Origin of the sequence: Neobacillus niacini, from assembly GCF_023715785.1 — a bacterium.
In the GTDB taxonomy this organism is placed as follows: Bacteria; Bacillota; Bacilli; order Bacillales; family Cytobacillaceae; genus Neobacillus; species Neobacillus niacini_E.
The window spans coordinates 25515-48579 of the sequence record NZ_JAMBOX010000011.1 but is presented as its reverse complement, the minus strand read 5'-3'; the positions used below and the strand labels follow the sequence as shown (position 1 = coordinate 48579).

17 protein-coding genes and 1 riboswitch are annotated in these 23065 nt (G+C 44.4%); of the genes, 2 read left to right on the top strand and 15 right to left on the bottom strand.

Going from position 1 to position 23065, the window contains the following annotated elements; translation table 11 throughout:
- Nucleotides 1–81: 81 nt before the first annotated feature.
- The 7 genes from M3234_RS18515 to M3234_RS18485 all read right to left on the bottom strand — a co-directional run bounded on the left by M3234_RS18515 (nt 82) and on the right by M3234_RS18485 (nt 9558).
- Nucleotides 82–858, bottom strand: a complete 777-nt coding sequence (locus M3234_RS18515) for a fumarylacetoacetate hydrolase family protein (RefSeq protein WP_262306140.1) — start codon at nt 856–858, stop codon at nt 82–84.
- 97 nt (nt 859–955) lie between these two features.
- Nucleotides 956–3136: a malate synthase G gene (locus M3234_RS18510; RefSeq protein ID WP_262306139.1), complete on the bottom strand. Its 2181-nt coding sequence runs from the start codon at nt 3134–3136 to the stop codon at nt 956–958.
- Between the two features lie 160 nt (nt 3137–3296).
- Nucleotides 3297–4754 (bottom strand): FAD-linked oxidase C-terminal domain-containing protein, encoded by a 1458-nt coding sequence (locus M3234_RS18505; protein ID WP_262306138.1) that lies wholly within the window; start codon nt 4752–4754, stop codon nt 3297–3299.
- Nucleotides 4755–6119: a (Fe-S)-binding protein gene (locus tag M3234_RS18500; RefSeq protein ID WP_262306137.1), complete on the bottom strand. Its 1365-nt coding sequence runs from the start codon at nt 6117–6119 to the stop codon at nt 4755–4757.
- A gap of 4 nt (nt 6120–6123) precedes the next feature.
- A complete protein-coding gene (locus M3234_RS18495) occupies nt 6124–7449 on the bottom strand; it encodes an FAD-binding oxidoreductase (protein WP_262306136.1) in 1326 nt (441 codons plus the stop codon).
- 53 nt (nt 7450–7502) lie between these two features.
- Nucleotides 7503–8210 (bottom strand): FadR/GntR family transcriptional regulator, encoded by a 708-nt coding sequence (locus M3234_RS18490; protein WP_262306135.1) that lies wholly within the window; start codon nt 8208–8210, stop codon nt 7503–7505.
- Between the two features lie 124 nt (nt 8211–8334).
- Nucleotides 8335–9558, bottom strand: a complete 1224-nt coding sequence (locus tag M3234_RS18485) for a benzoate/H(+) symporter BenE family transporter (RefSeq protein ID WP_262306134.1) — start codon at nt 9556–9558, stop codon at nt 8335–8337.
- A gap of 257 nt (nt 9559–9815) precedes the next feature.
- On the opposite strand from M3234_RS18485, the gene M3234_RS18480 reads away from it, so the two are divergent.
- Nucleotides 9816–11039 (top strand): NAD(P)/FAD-dependent oxidoreductase, encoded by a 1224-nt coding sequence (locus M3234_RS18480; protein ID WP_262306133.1) that lies wholly within the window; start codon nt 9816–9818, stop codon nt 11037–11039.
- A gap of 41 nt (nt 11040–11080) precedes the next feature.
- Here M3234_RS18480 and M3234_RS18475 read toward each other — a convergent pair whose 3' ends face one another.
- The 7 genes from M3234_RS18475 to hisC all read right to left on the bottom strand — a co-directional run bounded on the left by M3234_RS18475 (nt 11081) and on the right by hisC (nt 20263).
- Nucleotides 11081–11539, bottom strand: a complete 459-nt coding sequence (locus M3234_RS18475) for a flavodoxin domain-containing protein (protein ID WP_262306132.1) — start codon at nt 11537–11539, stop codon at nt 11081–11083.
- Nucleotides 11536–12573, bottom strand: a complete 1038-nt coding sequence (locus M3234_RS18470; protein ID WP_262306131.1) for a ribonucleotide-diphosphate reductase subunit beta — start codon at nt 12571–12573, stop codon at nt 11536–11538. The genes M3234_RS18475 and M3234_RS18470 overlap by 4 nt, the downstream gene beginning before the upstream one ends.
- A 15-nt stretch (nt 12574–12588) precedes the next feature.
- Nucleotides 12589–14877 (bottom strand): ribonucleoside-diphosphate reductase subunit alpha, encoded by a 2289-nt coding sequence (locus M3234_RS18465; RefSeq protein WP_262306130.1) that lies wholly within the window; start codon nt 14875–14877, stop codon nt 12589–12591.
- A 139-nt stretch (nt 14878–15016) separates the two neighbouring features.
- Nucleotides 15017–15216, bottom strand: a riboswitch (cobalamin riboswitch).
- Between the two features lie 140 nt (nt 15217–15356).
- Nucleotides 15357–16259, bottom strand: a complete 903-nt coding sequence (purU, locus tag M3234_RS18460; protein WP_262306129.1) for a formyltetrahydrofolate deformylase — start codon at nt 16257–16259, stop codon at nt 15357–15359.
- Between the two features lie 173 nt (nt 16260–16432).
- Nucleotides 16433–17968: a histidine ammonia-lyase gene (gene hutH / locus M3234_RS18455; RefSeq protein WP_262306128.1), complete on the bottom strand. Its 1536-nt coding sequence runs from the start codon at nt 17966–17968 to the stop codon at nt 16433–16435.
- Nucleotides 17969–18139: 171 nt separating this feature from the next.
- Nucleotides 18140–19135, bottom strand: coding sequence for a C-terminal binding protein (locus M3234_RS18450; RefSeq protein WP_262306127.1), 996 nt, complete (start codon nt 19133–19135; stop codon nt 18140–18142).
- A gap of 15 nt (nt 19136–19150) precedes the next feature.
- Complete coding sequence (gene hisC / locus M3234_RS18445; protein ID WP_262306126.1) at nt 19151–20263, bottom strand: histidinol-phosphate transaminase; 1113 nt, start codon at nt 20261–20263, stop codon at nt 19151–19153.
- Nucleotides 20264–20641: 378 nt separating this feature from the next.
- Here hisC and M3234_RS18440 point away from each other — a divergent pair, with 378 nt between their 5' ends.
- On the top strand, nt 20642–21958 hold the full coding sequence (locus M3234_RS18440) for a Na+/H+ antiporter NhaC family protein (RefSeq protein ID WP_262306125.1): 1317 nt from the start codon (nt 20642–20644) through the stop codon (nt 21956–21958).
- A gap of 105 nt (nt 21959–22063) precedes the next feature.
- Here the strand turns inward: M3234_RS18440 and M3234_RS18435 are convergent, their stop codons facing one another.
- Nucleotides 22064–23050: a C-terminal binding protein gene (locus M3234_RS18435; RefSeq protein WP_262306124.1), complete on the bottom strand. Its 987-nt coding sequence runs from the start codon at nt 23048–23050 to the stop codon at nt 22064–22066.
- Between the last annotated feature and the right edge of the window lie 15 nt (nt 23051–23065).

Sequence of the window (23065 nt, the reverse complement as noted above, 5' to 3'; positions counted from 1 at the left end):
GTAGCACTTGTAATTGAAGAAGCAAATTTCCTATCATTATAGCATAAAGTCTACAACTGCCGGACATTGACGAAAACAGGATTAGACTTTTACGGTTTCCTTTGCGGTAATAAATGTATTTCGAAGGGTGCCGATTTCTTTAATTTCGCATTCAATTACGCTGCCCTCACCAACAAATTCTGCTCCTAAAGGACTTCCCGTCAAGATTACATCCCCAGGTTTTAACGTCATCACCTTGGAAAGATACGAAATCATTTTACGAAGCGGAACAATCATCAGTTCAGTCGGACTGTTTTGCTTTTCAACCCCATTAAGCCTAGCTTCTACCCTTACATTAAATGGGTCAAGCACTGTTTCAATGACAGGTCCTAGCGGGGTAAACGTATCGAACGACTTTCCGATCGTCCAATGACCATCCTGATGGAAAAATTGCGGCGCAGTAACGTCATTCCCTACTGTATAGCCAAATATATAATCCAATACATCTGATTCAGGAACATTTTTTGCTTCTTTACCGATGACAACCGCTAACTCTGACTCAAATTTCACTTGTTGTATTCCCGCAGGAATGATGATTTCGTCCTCAGGCCCGATAACAGATGTGGCCGGCTTGAAAAAGAAAACCGGAATTTTCGGCAAATCACTTGGAAGATCTTCAGTTTTTGAAACAAAGTTGGCCCCGATTCCAATAACCTGATTAGGCTCAAGCGGTGCAAGCAGCTTTACATCTTTTATAGAAAATTCTTTTCCCGTGTACTCCCAGTCCCCAAATAAATCTCCGTTGATTTCTTTGACAACAGTTTCACTTATGACCCCTTTATACACGTCCTCATTGACTTTAAATCTTGCAAATTTCATTGTATTCTTCTACCTCCTTCAAAATTCTGTATGCGCTGTTAGGGTTGGAGCAGCCCCTTAAAGAAAAGGCTGCTCCCTTTTACTATCCATAGATCCATTACTGTTTAACCGCAAATTTAGCCTTCGCCTCAATACGGCGGCGATGCAAAATAGGCTCTGTATAGCCATTTGGCTGATTATATCCCTCGAAGACAAGGTCGCAGGCTGCCTGGAACGCTACTGATGTTTCATAATCAGGCGCCATAGGACGATAGGCAGGATCAGTGGCGTTTTGCTCGTCTACGACCTTAGCCATCCTTTTTAATGTCTCTAATACCTGCTCTTTTGAACAAATGCCGTGGTGAAGCCAGTTAGCCATATGCTGGCTGGAAATCCGCAACGTGGCACGGTCTTCCATTAACCCGATGTTGTTAATATCCGGCACCTTTGAGCAGCCAACACCCTGCTCTACCCAGCGGACCACGTATCCTAAAATCCCTTGGGCATTGTTGTCAAGCTCCTGCTCGATTTCTTCCGGGCTCCAATTTGGATTTTCTGCAACTGGGATTTGCAAGATCTCATCGGTTAAGTCCTTGATTTCCTGCTTCTTCTCCTCCTGCACGGCTGTTACATCAACCTGATGATAATGAAGAGCATGAAGGGTAGCGGCGGTAGGTGACGGAACCCATGCCGTATTAGCACCCGTTTTCACATGGCCGATTTTTTGCTTCAGCATTTCTGCCATCAAATCTGGCATTGCCCACATTCCCTTCCCGATTTGGGCACGGCCTGGAAGTCCCGTCGCCAAACCAGCACTTACATTTGACTGTTCATAGCTTTGCAGCCATGTTGACCCTTTCATGTCATTTTTACGGATCATCGGACCTGCTTCCATGGAAGTATGCATTTCATCCCCCGTACGATCCAGGAAGCCGGTATTGATAAAGACAATTCGATCCTTTACCTGGCGAATACATGCTTTTAAGTTCAAGGAAGTCCGGCGTTCCTCATCCATGACCCCGATTTTCAGTGTATTCCGCCGCAATCCGAGCATGTCTTCGACACGGTCGAATAATTCATTTGCAAAGGCCACCTCTTCTGAGCCGTGCATTTTCGGCTTAACGATATAAATGGAACCTTTTGAAGTGTTTTGATATTGACCATTGCCTAAAAGGGTATGTTTCGCAATCAGGCTTGTAACAACACCATCCAAAATGCCTTCTTGGATCTCCTCGCCGTTTTCATCTAGAATCGCATTAATCGTCATGAGGTGACCGACATTACGGATAAACAATAGCGAACGGCCGTTCAGGCTTAAATCCTTTCCATCCGGTGAGGTGTAAGTGCGGTCCGGATTAAGGGTTCTCGTCATCGTTTTGTTGCCCTTCACGAATGTGGCAGACAAGTCACCTTTCATCAGGCCAAGCCAGTTACGGTATACAAGCACTTTATCTTCTGCATCGACGGCGGCAACGGAATCCTCACAATCCATAATGGTGGTGATGGCTGCTTCAATAAGAATATCTTTTACCCCAGCAGCATCTGTTTTTCCGATTGGGTGACTCCGGTCAATTTGGATCTCGATATGGATGCCGTTATTTTTCAATAGAACCGCGGATGGACTTTCAGGATTGACGTTATATCCGACGAATTGGGACTCATCTGCCAGGCCTGTTGTTTTGCCGCTCTTTAGCGTAACGGATAGCTTGCTGCCTGAGACGCGGTACGAGACAGCCTCCCCATGTGATGCTTCGCTTAACGGTGCCGCCTGGTCTAAAAACGCTTTCGCAAAGGCAATCACTTTATCCCCACGAACCGGGTTGTAGCTGCCACCACGTTGTGCGCCATCCTCTTCGCTAATCGCATCTGTTCCGTAAAGAGCGTCGTACAGACTACCCCAGCGGGCATTGGCCGCATTAATGGCATAGCGGGCATTGTTAACAGGCACTACCAGCTGCGGGCCGGCCTGAAGGGCAATTTCAGCGTCTACTCCTTCAGTGGCAATTTGGAAGTCCTCCACTTCTGGTTCAAGATAGCCAATTTCTTCTAAAAATGCTTTATACTTGGCGAAATCGAAGTTTCCTGTATTTTGACGATGCCATGCATTCAGTTTCGCTTGGATTTCATCACGGCGTGCCAATAAATCCTTGTTTTTTGGAGTCAGATCTTTGACCAATGTTCCAAAATCTGCCCAAAACTGATTCTGTTCCACTCCACTCCCTGGCAGCACCTCCAGATTAATAAAGTCATAGAGTTCTGACGCAACTTGAAGATTGCCTGCTTTTACATAGTTTGTCATTTTAAATGCTCCTCCCTAAAATTTTTCGGGTTTCATTCTCAATAATATCTGGTTGTTTGTTATTACGAAACACCGTTTCTTTTCCTCTTTAAAAAAAAGATAGCACGTTTCTTGCGTCCATTTCAATAATTATTGCAAAATTTGTGCTATTTCTGTCTTTTTACCTTGATGCTGCGGCTTTCATCTCCGTCTTTATCTCTACACAGCGCCCCGGTGACGGAAAAAGTTTCCCGGCATTTAATAGATTATCGGGATTAAACACTTCACGAATGTTGGTTTGTGCGATAATTTCCTCATCCTTGAAGACAAATCGCATTTCTTCTCTTTTTTCAATGCCAACGCCGTGCTCACCCGTAATCGTCCCGCCTACATCGGCACACACCTGCAGACAGGCACTGCCAGCCTTTAAGGCCTTTTCTGACTCACCCGGAATCCGTGCATCGAACAACACAAGCGGATGGAGATTTCCGTCCCCTGCATGGAATATGTTGGCAATCCGTAATCCGTAGTCCTCACTTATCTTGTTAATCCTTTCCAACACTTCTGGAAGCCTGCTTCTTGGAATCACACCGTCCTGTACCAAATAGTCCGGCGATATCGCCCCCATCGCGCCAAAGCCTGTTTTACGGTTGGCCCACCATCTGCCGCGCTCCTGTTCGTCTTGGGCAACTTTCACTTCACGGACATTTCTTTTTTTACAAACTTCAAGAATTTGGTTTATTTGCTCTTCGATTCCTGCGGAAATCCCATCGACCTCGATTAGAAGGACCGCCTCGATGTCCCTTGGATGTCCGACTGGAAACGCAGCCGCTTCCACCCCTTCGATGGCGATTTTGTCCATCATTTCAAGAGCGGCCGGAACAATCCCTGCTGAGACAATGTCTGATACGGCCTGGCTTCCGTCCGAAACCTTATCGAAGTAAGCGAGGACCGTCTGCTTCGCCTCCGGATTTTTCAAAATGCGAACCGTTATTTTAGTCACAATCCCAAGCGTTCCCTCTGATCCCGTCAATAGCCCGAGCAAATCATATCCAGGGGAATCCGGGATTCCGTTTTTGCCAATTTCAATAATTTCCCCATTGGGCAGCACGACCTCGAGCCCGAGAATGTGGTTGGTCGTGACCCCGTATTTCAAACAGTGGGCTCCTCCGGCATTTTCCGCGACATTTCCGCCAATTGTACAACAATATTGACTGGATGGGTCCGGTGCATAATAATAGCCTTTATCGGAAATGGAATTGGTCAGCTTCAGATTGACAAAGCCTGGTTCAACAACGGCACGGCGATTTTCCAAATCGACGTTTAGCAGGCGCTTCATTCGGACCAGACTAATAATGACCTCCCCGTTTAAGGGAATCGCGCCGCCGCTTAAACCCGTACCAGCCCCGCGTGCAAGGAAAGGCAAATGGTTATCAGAACAGTACTTTACTAACCTTGCCACCTCTTGAGCATTCTTCGGAAACACGACAGCTTTCGGCAAATGCTTATGAAGCGTAAAGCCGTCGCAATCGTAAGCAACCAAATCCTCCTTTTGGTAGAGGATCGACCGTTCCCCGCCAACGATTGCCGCCAGATTAAGGATATGCTTATCGTTTGATTTAATGCCCTTTGCGGCCATTTACTTCCCCTCCTTGTTTACAGCAGCCTCGCCTTTTTGATAGGCCCAGTCAAGTAGCTGGATCGTGTGGACAATCTTTTGGTTGCGGCCGTACTTTTTGACGCCCATGGCCATTTGCAGCATGCATCCGGGATTCCCCATTGAGATCATTTCCACGTCATCCGGAACATTTTCCATCTTGCTCTCAAGTACAGCTCCGGCCATTTCAGGGTTCGTAATATTGTAAATCCCGGCACTTCCGCAGCAACGGTCGGCATTTGGCATATGGACCATATCCACTCCAGGTATATCTAGCAGCAAATCACGCGGTTGCTGGCGGATTCCCTGACCGTGCGCCAAGTGACAGGCATCGTGATAGGTGATTCTCGTGTTGATTTCTCCTTTGGGCTTTTCATAGCCTGTGTCATGCAAGTATTTGGATATATCTTCGACCTTTGCAGAAAATGCTTCGGCTTTTTCGCGCCACTCTGGGTCTTCGCGGAACAATTCCGCGTATTCCTGCATCATGCAGCCGCAGCCTGCTGCGTTGACAACTACTGTTTCAACATCCTGAAACGCTTCGATATTCTGTTTTGCCAATTTTCTCCCTGTTTCACGGTCACCTGCATGAATATGCAGAGCACCACAGCAGGTTTGGTTTTGCGGGATCACCACATCATTGCCGTTACGGGTTAATACGTTTATCGTGGACTGATTAATATCACTAAACATGACATCCATAACACAGCCTGTCAGGAAACCGACTTCGTTCTTGGTCTCCCCTTTTGCTTTAATCACAGGTTCATGTTTGTATTTTTTGCGGACTGGCTCCTTGACCTCCGGCATGATGGCCTCCATATCCACCAAATGCTGTGGCATAATATTGATTAGTCCGGTTTTGTGGACGACCTTTTGGATTCCGCTTTTCTGATAAAATTTTAACAGGCTTCCCACGGCGTTTAAGCGGTTATGATTGGGAAACAAGCCTTTAAGAAAAAATTTATTGACCGCCCCTTTTACACCTGTAAGCGGCATCGCTTGGCGAATCTGTCCGCGGGCTTCTTCAATTAACCCGCCAACATCGACATCTGCTGGACAGGCGGTTGTACAAGCACGACAATCAAGGCAGGCAAAGACAGGATCCATGAATTGCTCGTTCACTTCCAGCTTTCCTTCTGCCACAGACTTAATCAAGTACACACGTCCGCGCGGAGAGTGCTGCTCCATTCCGGTTTGCTCGTAGGTAGGACAGGATTCCAAGCACATCCCGCAGTGAACGCAATCAGCCCATTTGCTCTCATCTGGCGGGTCACTCCAAAGATAATTTCCCAAACTGCCTGATCCACACGCCGGACTTTGCTTTAATGCCATTTCTTTTAAACTCATATTTTTATATCCCTCCTACAAATCTCCCAGGATTCAGGATTCTATTAGGGTCAATTTTTTTCTTAATCCCTTCTAATAGGAAGTAATGGGCTGGTTTTTCTCCCCAGACATTGACCTTTTGGCGTAGCGAAAAGGGCAAATGCTTCACAACCGCATAACCGCCTAGTTGTTCTGCAGAACTTCTTAGTAGATTGATCGCTGATAGGATATCGTCGCTCGAACCTTCTAAAATCACCTGACAAAGACCATGCCCCAGTCCCCCGTGTGCCAGAGCGGATACGTGATGGGTATCCTGCAGCAGTTGGCACTCGCGAATGACATTGATAACATCCAGGTTTACAACACCGATTTTTAAAGCTGCTTCTGTTTGAGGACCTGCCGTGTCTGCTGCACCATTTGGAGCCATTTGATAAAATTGATCCCAAAAGACAAGCGCATCCTTTATCGAGAGAATTTTTAGTTCCGTTTGTGCCGGCTGAATCTTTTTTATGAACTCCTCTTGATAGTGGACAGAGCTTTCGATATCCTCAAAGCTTATGGCCAACGTATAACGGTGCTGGCCCGTTAATTTCTCTGCAAGTGACGGGTTCAAAAGCTCCAGCGCCACTGGTTCCATCATCGAGTCTAATAGTTTGACAGCGAATGAACGGATCCCTTGAAGATCGCCTTCTGGGAAACTCAGAAGCACAAGACTTTCATACTTTGTCCTCGGCCGAAGCTTTAAGGTCACTTCCGATACCACGCCAAGTGTTCCCATTGAGCCAATAAACAGCTTATTCATATCATAGCCGGCCACGTTTTTTACCACTTTTCCTCCGGAGCGGATGACGGTTCCATCGGGGTATACAGTCCGGAGGCCAATCACTGCATCTCGAGCTGAACCGTAGCCGAGCCGTTTGGGACCGGAATCGTTTGCGGCAATGACGCCGCCAATGGTGGCATATTCAGGCCAATTGACATCCATGGCAATTTTCTGATTAAACGGGGCCAGATACTCCTGCAATTCTTTCACAGGGGTGCCTGCTTTCACGGTCAAGGTCATGTCCCCGACGACATGCTCGACGAAGCCTTTATAATTCGCTAAAGACAGCCCGATATCGGCATACTCGATTATCCCGCCAAAACCTCTCTTTGTTCCCCCGCCGACAACGGAGATTTTTTTTCCATTGTCATTGGCATATCGTAAAATGTTGGCGATTTCCTCTTCCGAATTCGGATAGACCGTCACCTTTCCGCTATTTCCGAGCGGATGTCCCTGTTCATTATCTACAGCTATTCGCTCCTCTGGTAAAATAGCTTTCAAGTCTTCCAGAAGTTCTGCTGTTATCATCTATTTTCACCCCTAATCGTTTCGCAATAAGAAACATCGTTTCTAAAAAAATTTCAAAAAGCACTGCCTTTATTGGTTGACAATACACTGCCTTGTAATAGCTCTTCCACCGTATTTAAATGGTTGCTCATGCACTGCTTCGCTGCTTGCGGATCTCCATTTTCAATTGATTCAATGATTTGCTGATGCTGGCGGGAAATTAAGTTCACTGTATTCTCATCTTTTTGGATGTAGTGATGAAAATCCATCATCACTTTTTTCATGGTAGTGGAAATAAATTGGACTAATCCGACGAGGATCTCGTTGCCTGTTGCCTTGGCGATTGTTAAATGAAACTGGTAATCGGATTCCCACGGATTTGCTGCTTGACCGGAGAGTGTGTGCTTTAGATGATGTAAATCTTCCTCTGTTCGATGAACCGCGGCCATTTCAGCCATTCCGGTTTCTAATAACTTTCTTACTTGAAAAAGTTGACTTATATCCCTTGAACTGGACAGGAGCATTTGCTGATTAAACAATTTGCTAGAGTCGAATTCACAAACAAAGGTTCCTTCTCCCCGTTTCACATAAACTGTTCCTTTGCCGCTTAAGGTTGTAATCGCATCACGCACAGCAGATCTGCCAACCCCAAACAGTTCACAAAGCTCTCGAACAGAAGGAAGTTTTTCACCAGCCTTAAACATGCCGGAATGGATCATTTTTTCCAATTGTTCTTCAACGGATTCTGATACCTTCTTCGTTGAGATTTTTTCTATCTTCACCTGCCCCCACCTTCCCATTAGATATCACATATCTGATAAGTATGATTTTATTAAATCATGTATTGGATAATTTTTCAAAACAATTTTTAGAATTGAGTATATAGTCTGATAATTAACAACGTTGCTAGGCAACTTCCTTATTTTCTACACTCCGCGCGATCATGGCACCAAACAAAAGCGCCCATACAGGAGAACTGATTTGCAAAAAAGAGACATTTGACAGGGCGATGACAAAGGCAGACAAGGCACTTAATCGATAACGCGCTTCGGAAAACGCCATTTGCAAGCTGGACTGCAGCGCCCCAATTAGAGCAAAACCGGCTAGCATCGAAACAAAGGCCTGCGGCAAGGACTGTATGAACGGGACAATCTTCCAGGCAAAAATGCCGAAGATTAGAATCACGATTCCGGAAACAATGGAGGCGATGTACCGTTTCGGCTTTGGCCCCGCATCCGGTCCGGCACAGATGGTCGTCATCATTCCCGCAATATTTGCACTTTGTCCTCCGAACAAACCGGCGAACATCGAAAATATTCCGCTAAAGGTAATGACCTTGCTTGTTTGCGGCTCAAAATGAGAACTCTTTAACGCTCCAATTCCAGGAGCCGCATCATTGCTCAGAACGAGCATCGCAAGTGGAATGGCAATGGTAACAACTCCCATCCATGAAAACTCCGGAGTTTGCAGTGCAGGTAAAGAAAAAGCGATTGCTGCTGTTGTGATGTGTAAATCCACTGTAAATAAGAGGACGACAAAGGCAGTCACAACGGCAGCCATGATTGGCGGCAACCGTTTACTATACTTCGTTGCCAGAATAAAACTGATCAGCGCCGCTCCTCCAACCCATGGCATTTCCTTCAATGACGGGACAATCCTGACAACATAACTTGTCACCAATCCCGCCAGCATAGCCGCAATCACTTCTTTTGGAACCCAATTCATAATTTTTGTAAAAAGGCCTGAAATGCCAATGAGAAAAATCAACAAACCTGAAACGATGTAACCGCCAATTAATTGAGAATAAGTAAATTGGGATGTCACTGTTGCCAAGAATGCCACTCCTGTGATCGAGTGGCCGCCGGTAATCGGGGTACGAAATACAAGCGGCATGATAATGCCGAATAGTCCGCCAAAGACATAAACGGCGAACATCCAGTTGATTGTCTGCTGGGCTGAAAATTGACCGGCCGCAGCCGCCTCTAAAATAATGATGGCCGGCCCTGTCATGACCAGCGTACTGGAAATCAGCCCAGACGATACGTTTTGACTGTTTAAGCCTTGAAAGATTCCCTTCTGTTTTGGGATGTTTACGATCTGTCTCTTTTCAAAATTATTTTGTAATCCCATGTTGTTTCGCTTCTCCTCCCCCCATTTTTTCATTACTTTATACAATGTGATAAATAGTCAGAATTGTCAAGCAAGATTGCTTTAAAATAAGGAAATCGTTGTCAATCGATTCCCGTGTTAAACGTCAGTTAAATTTTTGTGGAAACTGCTTTACGATCCCATCTGTCAAAGGCATTTTCCTCATTGCAGTACTTTTTTCGGAAAAATCCCCATACGCTTTATGGAGAAAAAATATGATTATTAATTGGAGTGATAGTATGAATGCTGCATATGATGTGATTATTGTCGGTGCAAGATGCGCAGGTGCGTCCCTTGCCATTTATCTCGCCAAAGCAGGTTTTAAAATATTATTGGTGGATCGAGCCGTTTTTCCCAGCGATACATTATCTACCCACACCTTTTTCAATAACACCACTGCACTGTTTCGGGAATTGGGCGTGCTGAACAAGATAGTGGAAACGAACGCACCGCCCATTCGTGACATCAAATTTCAATTTGAGGATACCATCATCGAAGGAAAAATGCCTGAAGTCAATGGGGAGAAAAATTGCTATTGCATCAAGAGGACCCACCTTGACTCCATACTCGTTGATGAAGCCAGATCGTATCCATATGTGACGGTTCTCGAGAGCTTTCGGGTGACAGATATCCTATACGATCATGAAACCGTTACAGGCATGAAAGGGACTGACCGTCAGGGCCAAATACACGAGTTTCGTGCCAACCTAGTGGTCGGTGGTGATGGGCGCAACTCTACTATCCGAGGTCTGGTCGGCAGCAAGGAAATGATGCGCGCACCTGCCAAGCTGGGGATTTATTATGGGTATTTCAGCGGGTTTCAATATGATCATGTTCGGAAATTTGAGGTATACAGGGTTAAGGACCATACTGCCATTTTGTTTCCGACCAATCATGACCTTTGCACTGTCGTGGGGATATTTCCATTAGAAAATGAGGCAATGGTAAAAAGGTTCAAATATTCCCCTGAAGAAGCGATGAGAAAACTGTTATCCGAAGAGTTCCCTAACACCGGTCTTGGCTCTCGTCTAAGTGGTTCCACATTAGCGGCGCCAATCAAGGGAATCCTTGGCTATGATAACTATTGGTACACAGCAATGGCAAAAGGCTGGGCATTGGTCGGGGATGCCGTTTGCTTTAAAGACCCCAGCATGGCTCAGGGAATTCATGACGCTGTTTACGGGGCGAAAATCTTATCTTCCATTCTTATTAAAAATAAAGAATCTGAAACTCCTTGGGAGAAAATGGCGGAAGAATACCAATCGGCACTTGAGCAGGAATTTATGGTCCGTTTTTATATGGGCTGTGAGATATCCAAAAATGAGTGGGTTTCCGAGCAGCAGGATATGGTGAACAAGCTGATTGCCGCCCATCCGATGGCTGTCGAAAAGTTTTTGGGTATCTATAATTATGCAAACGAACCGTTGGATTTGGAAAAGGAAATTATGCGCATCATGAATTAACCAGAAAAGGTCCTCCAAAAAATGGAGGACCTCTTATACCCTTAAGTCAACTTGGAAAACATCTTCTTACACACCCGTTCCACTATCAGGTCCACAAATTTCCTGCAGCGATCTAGATCCTTCCCCTGTGGGCGTACTTCGATTTTTAAAGTAGCCGCCAAATTACTCTGTACAAACAGCATATTCCTGAATTCATCGACTGCCCCGCAAAAGCTCGGATATCCGCTGTCTCCAGTTCCAGCAACTCCCGTCACTAAATCTTTCCTACCATAATGCTCGAAGGCTCGATATAGCGGGAGCATTTCATCCGGAATATTGCCATTTCCCCATGTATATGTTCCAACCACAATTGCATCAAGCCTGCCAAGCTCCGATATAGGAAACTCTTCCACAGGATACATGCTGACTGCAATCTGTTTTTCCGAAAATAATCCTTGAAGTAAATGAACCAAATCCTCTGTGTTCCCCGTATTGGATGCATAGACAATCGCTATAGTCATAGTTCATCGAAACCATTTGATTGCGTCACTTTTGCATAGGTCCGCGGCTTCTGCTCAAAGAAGTCGGATTTCGTACCATTTAGCATTTCATCAGAAAATACATGAATCCACGGCATCGGGTTATCGTGTTCTTCATAATAATTCTCCAGCCCCAGCTGCCGTAGTCGTTTGTTTGCAAGATACTCGGTATAGCGCTTGTACTCTTCTAAATTTATCCCCTCCACATCCCGCAATATAAATGACGCCCATTCTTTTTCAAGCTCCACTGCTTGTCCAATCGCCTGATAAACATAATGAATATTTTCCTCCGTATACAACTCTGGGTTTTCCGTTAACAGGATCCGGATAAACTGGGCCATAAAATAGGCATGCTGCATTTCATCGCGCTGGATGTAACTGATCATCGTACTCGTCTTCAGCATTTTTTGGCGGCGAGCAAGATGGTAGAAAAAGGCAAACCCTGCATAGAAATAAATTCCTTCCAGATTAATTGAGTTTACACTCAATTCAAAAAGGTGTTTGGCTGTAGGCTCCTCACGGAATCTTTCATAAGCGGTTAAAATCAGGCTGTTTCGCTTTTGGACAATAGGGTCAGTTTTGGCCTGATTAAACCGGGCATTCTGTTCACTTAAAGGCACCAGCGAACTTAATATATACGAATAGGATTCGTTATGTACCGCCTCTTGCTGGGCAATGACCGCAAAAATTGCTTTAAAGCTGGAATCGGTCACATAATCCATCACCTGTGTCATCGTTGGTGTTTGCAGACTGTCCAACGACGCCAGCTGGGTATTGATTCGTAAAAACACATCTTTTTCTACATCCGTAAGCAGGCCCCATTGCTTAATATCATCCTGCATATTAATTTCTTGCGCCTTCCAAAAATTCGATAACAAAGTTTGATACAAATCATACATTTGCGGGTAGGCAATATCATTCCAGTTAAGCAGACCAGATGACTGCCCATTAATTATCCCGGTTGATTTGTTTGGAAATTGCGGGTTCAGCAGTTTTATTTTGTTTAACCGTTTCATCCGATTTTCCCCCTTTCAGCTATGGCAGGCTTCACATTCGTTTATTTCAGCCTGAGACGTGCTCCGTACATAATAAGTCGTCTTTAACCTCTGCTTCCAAGCTTCCATATGAAGATTCAACAAATCCTTGGCCCTGATATTATGACGGACATAAAGGTTAAAGCTGATTGCCTGATCAATATGACGAGTGCGGGCAGCATTTTGCCTGATGCTCCATATTTGGTCCAAATCATGTCTGGCACGGCGATAGTAATCGTAGGTCCGATGGTTTAAATCCGGTGCCGTCACCTTCAATTTAAAATTTTTCTTTTCTTCTGCATACTCAACGGAATAGAGTGGATCAATCCCATCCGTTGAACCGCCAATTTTTGCAGTGGAGGAATTGGGCGCAACTGCCATCAACCAGCCGTTCCGCAACCCATATTCGGCGACCTCCCTCTTAAGCGAGAGCCAGCGTTCGGTTTTGTAATTTTTCCGTTCAAAATAAACTCCCGTCTGCCATTCCGAACCGTGAAATTGACTGTATGCTCCCTTTTCCTTAGCCAGTTCCATCGAGGAGCGAATCGTCAGGTAGGCGATATGTTCATAAAGTTCATCGGCATATTGAATAGCTTCGTCTGTCTCCCAATAGATGCCCTTTAATGCCAATAAATGATGCCAGCCAAAGGTGCCGAGGCCAATGGCGCGGTACTTTTGATTTGTCTGCCGGGCCTGGCCAACAGAAATGTTGTTCACATCAATTACATTATCGAGCATCCTGACCTGAATACGAATCAATCGTTCTAATACATTAGCGGGTACCGCCTTGGCCAGATTAATAGAAGACAAATTGCAAACGACGAATTCACCTGGCTTCCGGACGATGACAATATTACCGTGTTGATCTTGGAATTCACTAATAATCGTTGTTGCAGACATATTCTGCGTGATTTCCGTACAGAGGTTGCTGCAATAAATCGAAGTACGGCCTCTGCCTCTTACGTGCTTATTGGGATTTTGTCTATTTACTTCATCTCTGTAAAACATATAGGGGGTGCCAGTTTCCAACTGTGCCTTCATGATGCGCGCCATAATATCCATCGCCCGGTACGTTTTTCGCGGCAGGAGCGGATGATTGACCGCCTCTTGATATTTCTCCGAGAAATAGTTTCGGTCGTCTTCATCATAAAAGTCTTCAAGACCGAGCGGGTTGCCCGCTTCATCCTTCCATCCCATTATCTGCTTGACTTCATGCGGGCAGAAGGTGTGCCATTCTCCGATACTTCTGCCAGTTTCATCGGTCTCCTGTAATTTCTCCATAAACAGATCCGGTACAGCCACACCGGTGAAAATATCATGCGCCTTCCGCCGTTCATCGCCGTTATTCGTCTTTAAATCAAGGAAACCATTCATGATGTCTTTATGAAAAATATCCAAATAAACGGCAATGGCTCCCTGTCGCTGTCCCAATTGGTCGACACTTACCGCAGTATCGTTTACCAACTTGATCCATGGCACGATACCGGAGGAATTGCCCTTGAATTTTTTAATATTGGAACCAAGAGCACGAACTTTGCCATAGTATATCCCGATGCCACCGCCATCCTTGCTGAGACGGGCAATGTCCCAATTGTTTAAATATATCCCATCCAAAGAGTCATCAACGGTATCAATATAACAAGATGACAGCTGCCCGAAGCTTTTTCCGGCATTGGTTAACGTCGGAGTTGCGACAGTCATGTATAAATGACTAAGCGCCCAATAGGCCTCCTTGACCAGTTCTAGCCTTCTTGGTTTGTATTCGTCTTTCATTAACGTCATCGCAATAATCATGAATCGTTCCTGAGGCAGTTCAAATACATTTTTCTCGTGATCCTTTGCCAGATATCGGTCTGCAAGTAAAAATAAACCAATGTAATTAAAAAAATAATCACGGTCCGGATCGATTTCCTTCGCCAATTCGTCGATTTCCTCTTTGTTGTATGAGTTTACTAGATCGCTTGAATAAATCCCCTTCTCTGTCAACTGTTGAATTAAGCTGTAAAAGTCTCCATATTTATTTGTTGTGCCGCATCCTCTGTTCTCGGCCGCCTTATGATACAATTCATTCAAATAAAGTCTGGCTGCAACATAAGTCCAGTCTGGCTGGTCCATCGAAATTTGATTTACGGCATAAAACAATGCTTGCTCGCTGGCTTCCGATTGGGTGACATCCAATTTGCGGATACGGTTTTGAAGCTCGGTCATATCTAATTGATAGATTTCCGACGCTTTCTTGATGGTTTCGATTACATCTTTCTTTTCATTCTCAACCTGAGTTTTCATGGCTCTCTTCCCCCTTTAATAAAAAAATCCGCTCAAGCGGTTCTTGAGCGGATGAAACGATTCGAACAAAAGAGAGCATGAAACACAGTTTTGCAGCCCCCTGTCGCAACCGTTTCATCTTCTCAATCCCCGAAGAAGTTGAAACATATTAAGAAAGACAGGTCTCCTGACTCATGCATCATCCTACTTTGAACCCTTCCCGTATAAGCGCCTATTCTGCAGCATTCTTATACAGTGGTTTGTTCATTTCGTAAGCATTTACAGTTGCGGGGGCAGTTCCGGATTCTCACCGGATTCCCTATTAAGCCGATATCGGCATCTTTTCTCAACGCAGACACAATATATAGTTTTATTAATTTAGATTCCAACAATATATTGAATTGGAAACTATGATAAATATTAGTACAACCTGGCTCATTTTTCAAGAGTTTTTTCACTTTACCCTTAGTTCGGTTATTTTGCCGCGAAAGGCTTTCCACTTATGAGAAAACAATCGTTTTATTTTCATGGACGATAATTCGATCCTCCAGATGCCATTTCACAGCCCGCGCCAATACACTTCGTTCAATTGAACGTCCCCTTTTCTTCAAGTAATCCACATTTGCACGGTGATCGACCCGGGCAATATCTTGTTCGATAATCGGACCTTCATCCAAATCATTTGTTACATAATGAGAAGTGGCACCAATTAATTTTACCCCGCGGTCGTAGGCGCGTTCATACGGACGCGCCCCGATAAATGCTGGCAGGAACGAGTGGTGGATGTTAATGATTTTGTTCGGATTCGCTGCCACAAAATTCGGAGTTAATATTTGCATGTAGCGGGCCAAAATGATTATGTCTATATCATAATCCCGCAGCAGCTGGAGTTGTTTAGCCTCAACCTGATCACGGATATCTTTGTTGGCAGGGATGTAATAAAACGGGATATTGAGGCGTTCGACGACCTCCCTTGCCTCTTCGTGGTTACTAACTACCATGGCTATATCGGTCATTAAATCACCGCTTTGCCATTCCCAAAGCAGTTCCAGAAGACAGTGCAATTCTTTGGAGACAAATATTGCCGCCTTTTTCACTTTATAAACTGGGGTTAAACTCCATTCCATCGAAAACTTAGCGGCGATTTCAGTAAACTTCCGAGTCATACCTGCTTCCTTTTCTTTTAAGGAAGGACATTCAAATTCAATCCTGATGAAAAATGTACCGCCCTCTGGATTGGTTGAGTATTGGCTGGATTCAATGATATTGGCGTTATTCAAAAATAAAAATTGCGAAATGGCCGCGACAATCCCAGGCTGATCCGGGCAGCTGACCAACAAACGGCCGCGGTTTTGGTTCCGATGTCTAAACTCATCGAGTTCTGTTTTTATTTTTGGACTCATCTTATAACTCCTTCTAATGATAATTGAAAGTAATTATACATTAAGTCCCCTGTAATTAGTTAAGAATGCTCTTAAAATTTTTTCTCATTTGACTCCTTCTCCCTACTATTTACTAATCTCCCGCATCGCATGGTCCTTGATTTGTCTCCTTTCCTCATTAGAGCCGCCTGCTGTTACCCTGTCACCTTTATTTTCATTTCCGTCAATATATCTAGGTCTTTCATGAAATTTTCCGCTTTCTGAAAGTCTTTATACATGATTCGATCCTTATCCAGGAACGGTACATGGTCTCGGCATACCTTATATACCCATTTCGTTCCTTCCCCGAGCTTCTCGGCGCCTCGGTAATCCGCTGCCTCCGCCCCGCACAATAATTCAATTCCGATTACACTTCTAACATTCTCGATGATTTTTGCAGCCTTCCTTGCCGCAATCGTTCCCATGCTCACATGGTCCTCTTGATTCGCTGAGCTCGGGATGGAATCCACGCTAGCCGGATGGGCAAGAGACTTATTTTCAGATACGAGCGATGCTGCAGCATACTGTGCAATCATAAATCCCGAATTCGTACCTCCATGTTGGGTTAAGAACGGAGGCAGGCCGCCGTTTAGTTGTGGATTAACAAGACGTTCTATTCGACGCTCAGAAATATTGGCCAATTCAGCAACAGCAATCGATAGAAAATCCATTACTAGAGCAATCGGCTGACCGTGGAAATTGCCTCCCGAAATAACTTTATCTTGATCTGCAAAAATCAGTGGGTTATCAGTGACTGCATTTATTTCGACTACTAGCTTGCTTTCAACATAATCCAAAGCATCCCTCGTTGCCCCATGAACCTGTGGGACACAACGCAGTGAATAAGCATCCTGCACCCGCAGTTCCCCCTGATCGGTCATTAATCCGCTTCCCTTTATCAGCTTCCGGATATTATTAGCCACTTCCTGCTGGCCATAGTGTGGACGGATTTCATGTGTTTCGGGATCAAATGCTTGCCTTACGCCGCGAAGAGCCTCGGCTGTTAAGGCCGCTGAAAAATCAGCCCAGTTCGCCAGATTCTGTGCATCCCAACAGGCAAGAACACCGACGGATGTCATAACCTGTGTCCCATTGATCAATGCCAGCCCTTCTTTTGCTTCAAGAGAAATCGGTAAAATACCAGCCAGTCTTAGCGCTTCACCGCCGTCCATAATTTCCCCTTTATAGCAGGCCTCCCCTTCGCCAATCATGACTAATGCCAGATGGGATAATGGCGCGAGGTCCCCGCTTGCACCAAGGGAGCCTTTTTCAGGAATAACAGGGGTGACGCCTTTGTTTAACATTTCTGCCATCATTTTAATGACCTCGAGGCGGATGCCGGAATGGCCCCGCATCAAGGAATTAATTCGGAGAAAAATGATCCCCCTGACCACTTCCTCCGGAAAGGGATTGCCGACACCGCAGGCGTGACTGCGAATCAAATTAACCTGCAGCTCCTTGGTATCCTCACTGGATATATACGTATCACTGAATTTTCCAAATCCGGTAGTCAGACCATAAATAACTTTCTTGTCCTTGAGTAGACGCTCCACATACTGCCTGCTTTTTAGCACCTTTTGTTTAGCAGATTCTGCCAGCGAAACCTTATAGTGATAACGGGCTACCCGAATAACGTCTTCTAATGAAACCATTCCGCCTGCGACTATTTCCTTTTGTCCGACAACTTGCATATTAAATCGACTCCCTTTTTTATAAAATAGAAAAGAGGTCACACCAAATAAACTGGTTATGACCTCTATAAACTAAAAGACTATGGTCTGGAAACTATATTTTTATTCATCTTACCTTGGGAAACATCGCTGGATGAGACCAAATTCTTGCGTTTTATAATACAATTCTGCCTAAAATCTAACACGGTCTAATACTTCAGGGTTTAAAACCTTAATTAACGGCCTGCCCGTAATGCCATCGATGATATTCTTGCAGGTCTTTGTTTTAAGTTCCGCCAGCGAGTGTTCTGAGATATAGCCGGAATGCGGTGTAACATAAACTCCGTCTAGGTGCAGTAATGGATCGTGGGGATCCGGTGGTTCATTTTGCAGCACATCCAGGCTTGCCCCTGCTATGTGACCCTCGACAATTGCCTGGTACAAATCCTCCTCATTGATTAAGCCACCCCTGCTTGTATTAACAATAAACGATCCCTCCGGCATCATTTTCAACTCACTGTAGGAGATGATGTTTCTATTCTCCGGGCGTAGAGGAACATGCAGACTTAAAATGGTTGACTGCCTTAATAATCGTTCGAATGATACCGCTTCCACTGAATATTGCGCGAACACCTCTTTTGGTGCGGTCGGAGCATAAGTGACAATCCGAACACCGAAAGGTTTCAGCTTTTCAGCGACCCGTCTGGCAATTTTACCAAACCCTAGCAGTCCAACGGTATGGGTGGAAAAGCGCTTAATTGGAAGGGTATCCATTGGATTCCATCTCCCTTCCCTTATTTGCTTATTATAGGCAGGGAACCGGCGGGTAATCGTTAACATATGAGCAATTGTGTGATCCGAAACCTCTTCCGAACAAAATTCAGGAACATGGGTGACTTTAATTCCTTTTCTTGTTGCCGCTTCCACATCAATTGTGTTATAGCCGACGGAAGAAGCAGTAATCACACGACAGGAGTCCAGCTTTTCAATCAAACCGGCATGACAAGGAAATCCAACCTGTACGATTACCCCATCTGCATAGGGGGCGTAGAGTGGTGTGTCCTCCTCCAAAGTCCCGGAACGCGTGACTTGCACCTCACATCCATTTTTTTGAAAAATTTCCGTTTCTAAACTATGATCAATCCATTCATCATCGAGAATCCAAACTAAATCCTTTCCATTCTTCATCTACTGCCCCCCTTTTTATAATTGGTATGAAGTCTCAGTCATTATTTCCTGAAGATGCTGTATGAGCCTGTCATTATTCTCAGCGGAACCGATGGTGATTCGGGCATGTTCAGGATAACCCCAAGCAGCACATGGGCGAATAAAGAATCCTTTAGAAAATAACTCATTTGCTATGATAGCAGTATCCTTTTTCATATCGATAAACAGGAAATTCGTGTGGGTTTCTTCGACTGAACAGCCAAGAGCCCGGAATGCCTTGATCATTTTTTCCATCTCTTTACTATTCTCTCGTAATACCTTTTCCTTATAGTCTTCGTCCTCCAAAGCTGCGACCGCGCCTGCCTCAGCGACCCGATTACAGGCAAACGGTTCACGAACCGCTTGCAAGGGCCTAATCAGTTCATCCTTTGCGAAGGCATAACCTACACGCATTCCAGCCAATCCATACAATTTTGAGAAAGTCCGAATCGTAATAACCGGTAAGCCTTCTTTCACGTACTCTACCCCGGTTGAGTAATTTGGAACAGAAATGAATTCTCCGTATGCTTCATCGAGAACTGCCACGACCTTCCTTGGCAGTCTCCTAAAGAATGCCCTCAGTTCCTTGTCATCGACAATAGTACCTGTTGGATTATTCGGATTGCAGACGATGACCAGCTTTGTTTTTTCTGTGATCGCCTCAAGCATGGCCTCGAGGTCAAATTTGTAATCCTTTGTCGTAGGAATTTCAATTGGGGTTCCACCTACCAGCAAAGTGTTTTTATGATATTCAGAAAAGGTTGGCGTACAATAGACAACCTCTTCCCCCGGATTTACGTAGGAAGCAATTACAAGCGTAATAATATTGTCTGCACCGTTGCCGATACAATAATTTTCTGGATCAATGCCATGGATACTTCCCAATTTTTTGCGGAGAGCTAAACTCGTAAGATCCGGATAAAAATGTCCTTCCAATATCGCTTTTTGCATCGACGCAATTGCCTTAGGAGAAGGGCCATGCGGGTTTTCATTTGTAGCAAGGCGCACTACCTCTTTTAAATTCCCCTGATTTTCCGCATCCTTTGCAGCTTGGCCTGGAATATACGGGTCTAAATGCTGAATAGTGCTCCGCCATAAATTTTCTGTCATTATAATCCTCCCCAGTTATCTATTGGTTTTTATTTCGTGATGACCATTTATAAAAATATTTTACACAATATTCAGAATAAAACTAATATTTTCCAGATTCAACATAAAAAAATGCACCAAATACTAAAAAAATAGATGGAAGAATGGCCTTTATTCTACTAATAGAAAATGCGGGTTAAAAAACTATAGCAAATCGTAAAAAAAAGTACTTACCGAAATTAGGACAGTAGGCTACTATTAGGAAGATTCGAAAAATTAGAAAAACTCAAAGGAGGGATTTAATGAAAGCGTTTTACAATTGATATCCATCTACTTTTTGGACATTCTCGTAAAGTATGAACACTATTACCATCTTGATAAAAGGAGGAACTGCGATTCATGTATGCAATTATCGTCTCCGTGATTCTTCTCATCATTTTAAGCATGCTTCGAGTGAATGTACTCCTTAGCATTTTACTTGCCGCATTAAGTGCAGGTTTAATTGGAGGGGTTTCTCTTCTAGAAAGTATGCAGATGCTTATTGGCGGCATGGGAGGACAGGCTGAAAACGCGCTTAGTGTCGTTTTACTTGGTATTTTTGCCGTCATGATTAAACATTCCGGAATAACTGGGTTACTCTTAAAGAAAATGTTAAATTTTATGAAAGGGAAACGGGGATTTATACTATTAGCCATTGCAGGAATTTCCAGTCTATCACAGAACTTAGTCCCCGTACACATTGCCTTTATCCCAATCTTGATTCCTCCCTTACTTCATTTGTTTGATCGCATGAAAATAGACCGACGTGCTGTCGCGACAGCCTTAACATTCGGTTTAAAAGCACCTTATATCATCATTCCAGCAGGATATGGACTTATGTTTCATCAAATTATCGCAACCGAGATGAAAAATTACGGTATGAACATTGCCGTCAGCCAATTGCCAATTGCCCTCCTAATACCAGGATTAGGAATGGTTGTCGGATTACTCATTGCGATTTTTATCACCTACCGAAAAGACCGGGACATGGGACCTTCAAAAGACCTAGGGAATTTAACAGCATCTATGGAAATTTCCGCAACTGCAGAAGATATTCATTTTAACAAACAACATCTGATCACCATTATTGCCATCATCCTCTCGCTAGGCATCCAAATTTTTACTCATTCCCTCGCCATAGGAGCACTTGTTGGCGTACTTGCCATGTTTATTGGGCGGGTTGCACCGTTCACAAAGGGCGATGAATTGGTAGATGATGGGATGAAGATGATGGGTGGAATTGCCTTTGTGTTTTTAGTCGCTGCAGGATACGCCACCATTTTAAAGGAAACTGGCTCCATTGATGTGTTAGTTGAGAATACATCTTTCATAATAGGCGGCAGTAAGTTTATGACAGCTTTGATTATTCTGTTAGTCGGTCTGTTGATTACGATGGGAATTGGCACTTCATTTGGAACGATTCCTATTTTAGCCGCAGTATATGTTCCATTATGTATGGCCGTTGGGTTTTCTCCGCTGGCAACAGCCGCGTTAATTGGTACAGCTAGTGCCCTAGGTGACGCAGGATCTCCTGCATCGGATAGTACGATTGGTCCAACGCTCGGGTTAAATGCAGATGGAAGACATCATCATATTTGGGATACATGTGTACCTACCTTTATCCATTACAATATACCATTATTCATCTTTGGGTTAATAGCCGCAGTGGTATTATAAAGATGCCAGACATCCTCTTTTTTTAGAGGGTGTCTTTTAATGGTTACTGCCTAAATTACAATAGGGCATTCCGGTTTTTCCGGATATGCCCTATAACTATATCTATTAAACATTCATCTTCTTTAAATTCAACGCATATGGCAGATCCTTTCCTAATGCTCCGTCAATTGCAGCCTGGGTTGTTCTCGTCCTTAGTTCTTTTATGGATTCCTCTGAGAAATAAGAAGCATGCGGGGTAATGAGCACTTCTTCCATAGTTAAGAGCGAATAATCGGCTGCAGGGGGCTCCTGCTCCAGCACATCAAGCCCTGCTCCAGCTATATGCCCCTCTAAAATTAATTGCTGCAGGTCTGCCTCGTTTACTACACCGCCACGACAGGTATTAATAACAAAAGCCCCCTTAGGCAGCTTTGAAAGACGCTCATAATTAATCAGTTTTCTGGTTTCTGGTGTTAGTGGTACATGCAGACTGAGCACGTCCGATTTCTCAAGCAATTCATTTAATAATACCGGAACTACGCCTTCTCTTTTCATTACTTCCTCCGGAACAAATTCATCATGCGCCAAAATCCTCACACCAAATGGCTTTAGCTTCTCAGCCACCATTCGGGCGATTCGACCGAATCCTAGGAGGCCGATTGTCCTTGAACTAAAGCGGTGGATGGGCTTTGTATCAAGTGGATTCCATCTCCCGCCCCTTACCTTCCGGCTGTAAGAGGACAAACGCCGTGTAACTGCAAGGATAAGAGCTAACGTATGGTCAGACACCTCTTCAGCACAATAATCAGGAACTGTAGAAACAGCAATCCCTTTCTTTGTTGCCGCCGCGACATCTACATGATTATACCCGACCCCTGGGATTGAAATTACTTTACAAGAAGCTAATTTTTCTATCAGGTCTGCTCCACATTGAAATCCTACTTGGGCGACTACACCATCTGCAATAGACGCATAAAGCGGCACATCCTCTTCCAATTCTTCTGAGCGGGTGACTTTTACCTCTATACCCTGTTCTTCATACATCTTTCTCTCCAGATGGTGTTCATGCCATTCATCATCTAAAATCCAAACAAAAGGTTTACCTTCTTTCAATCTATTTCTCTCCTT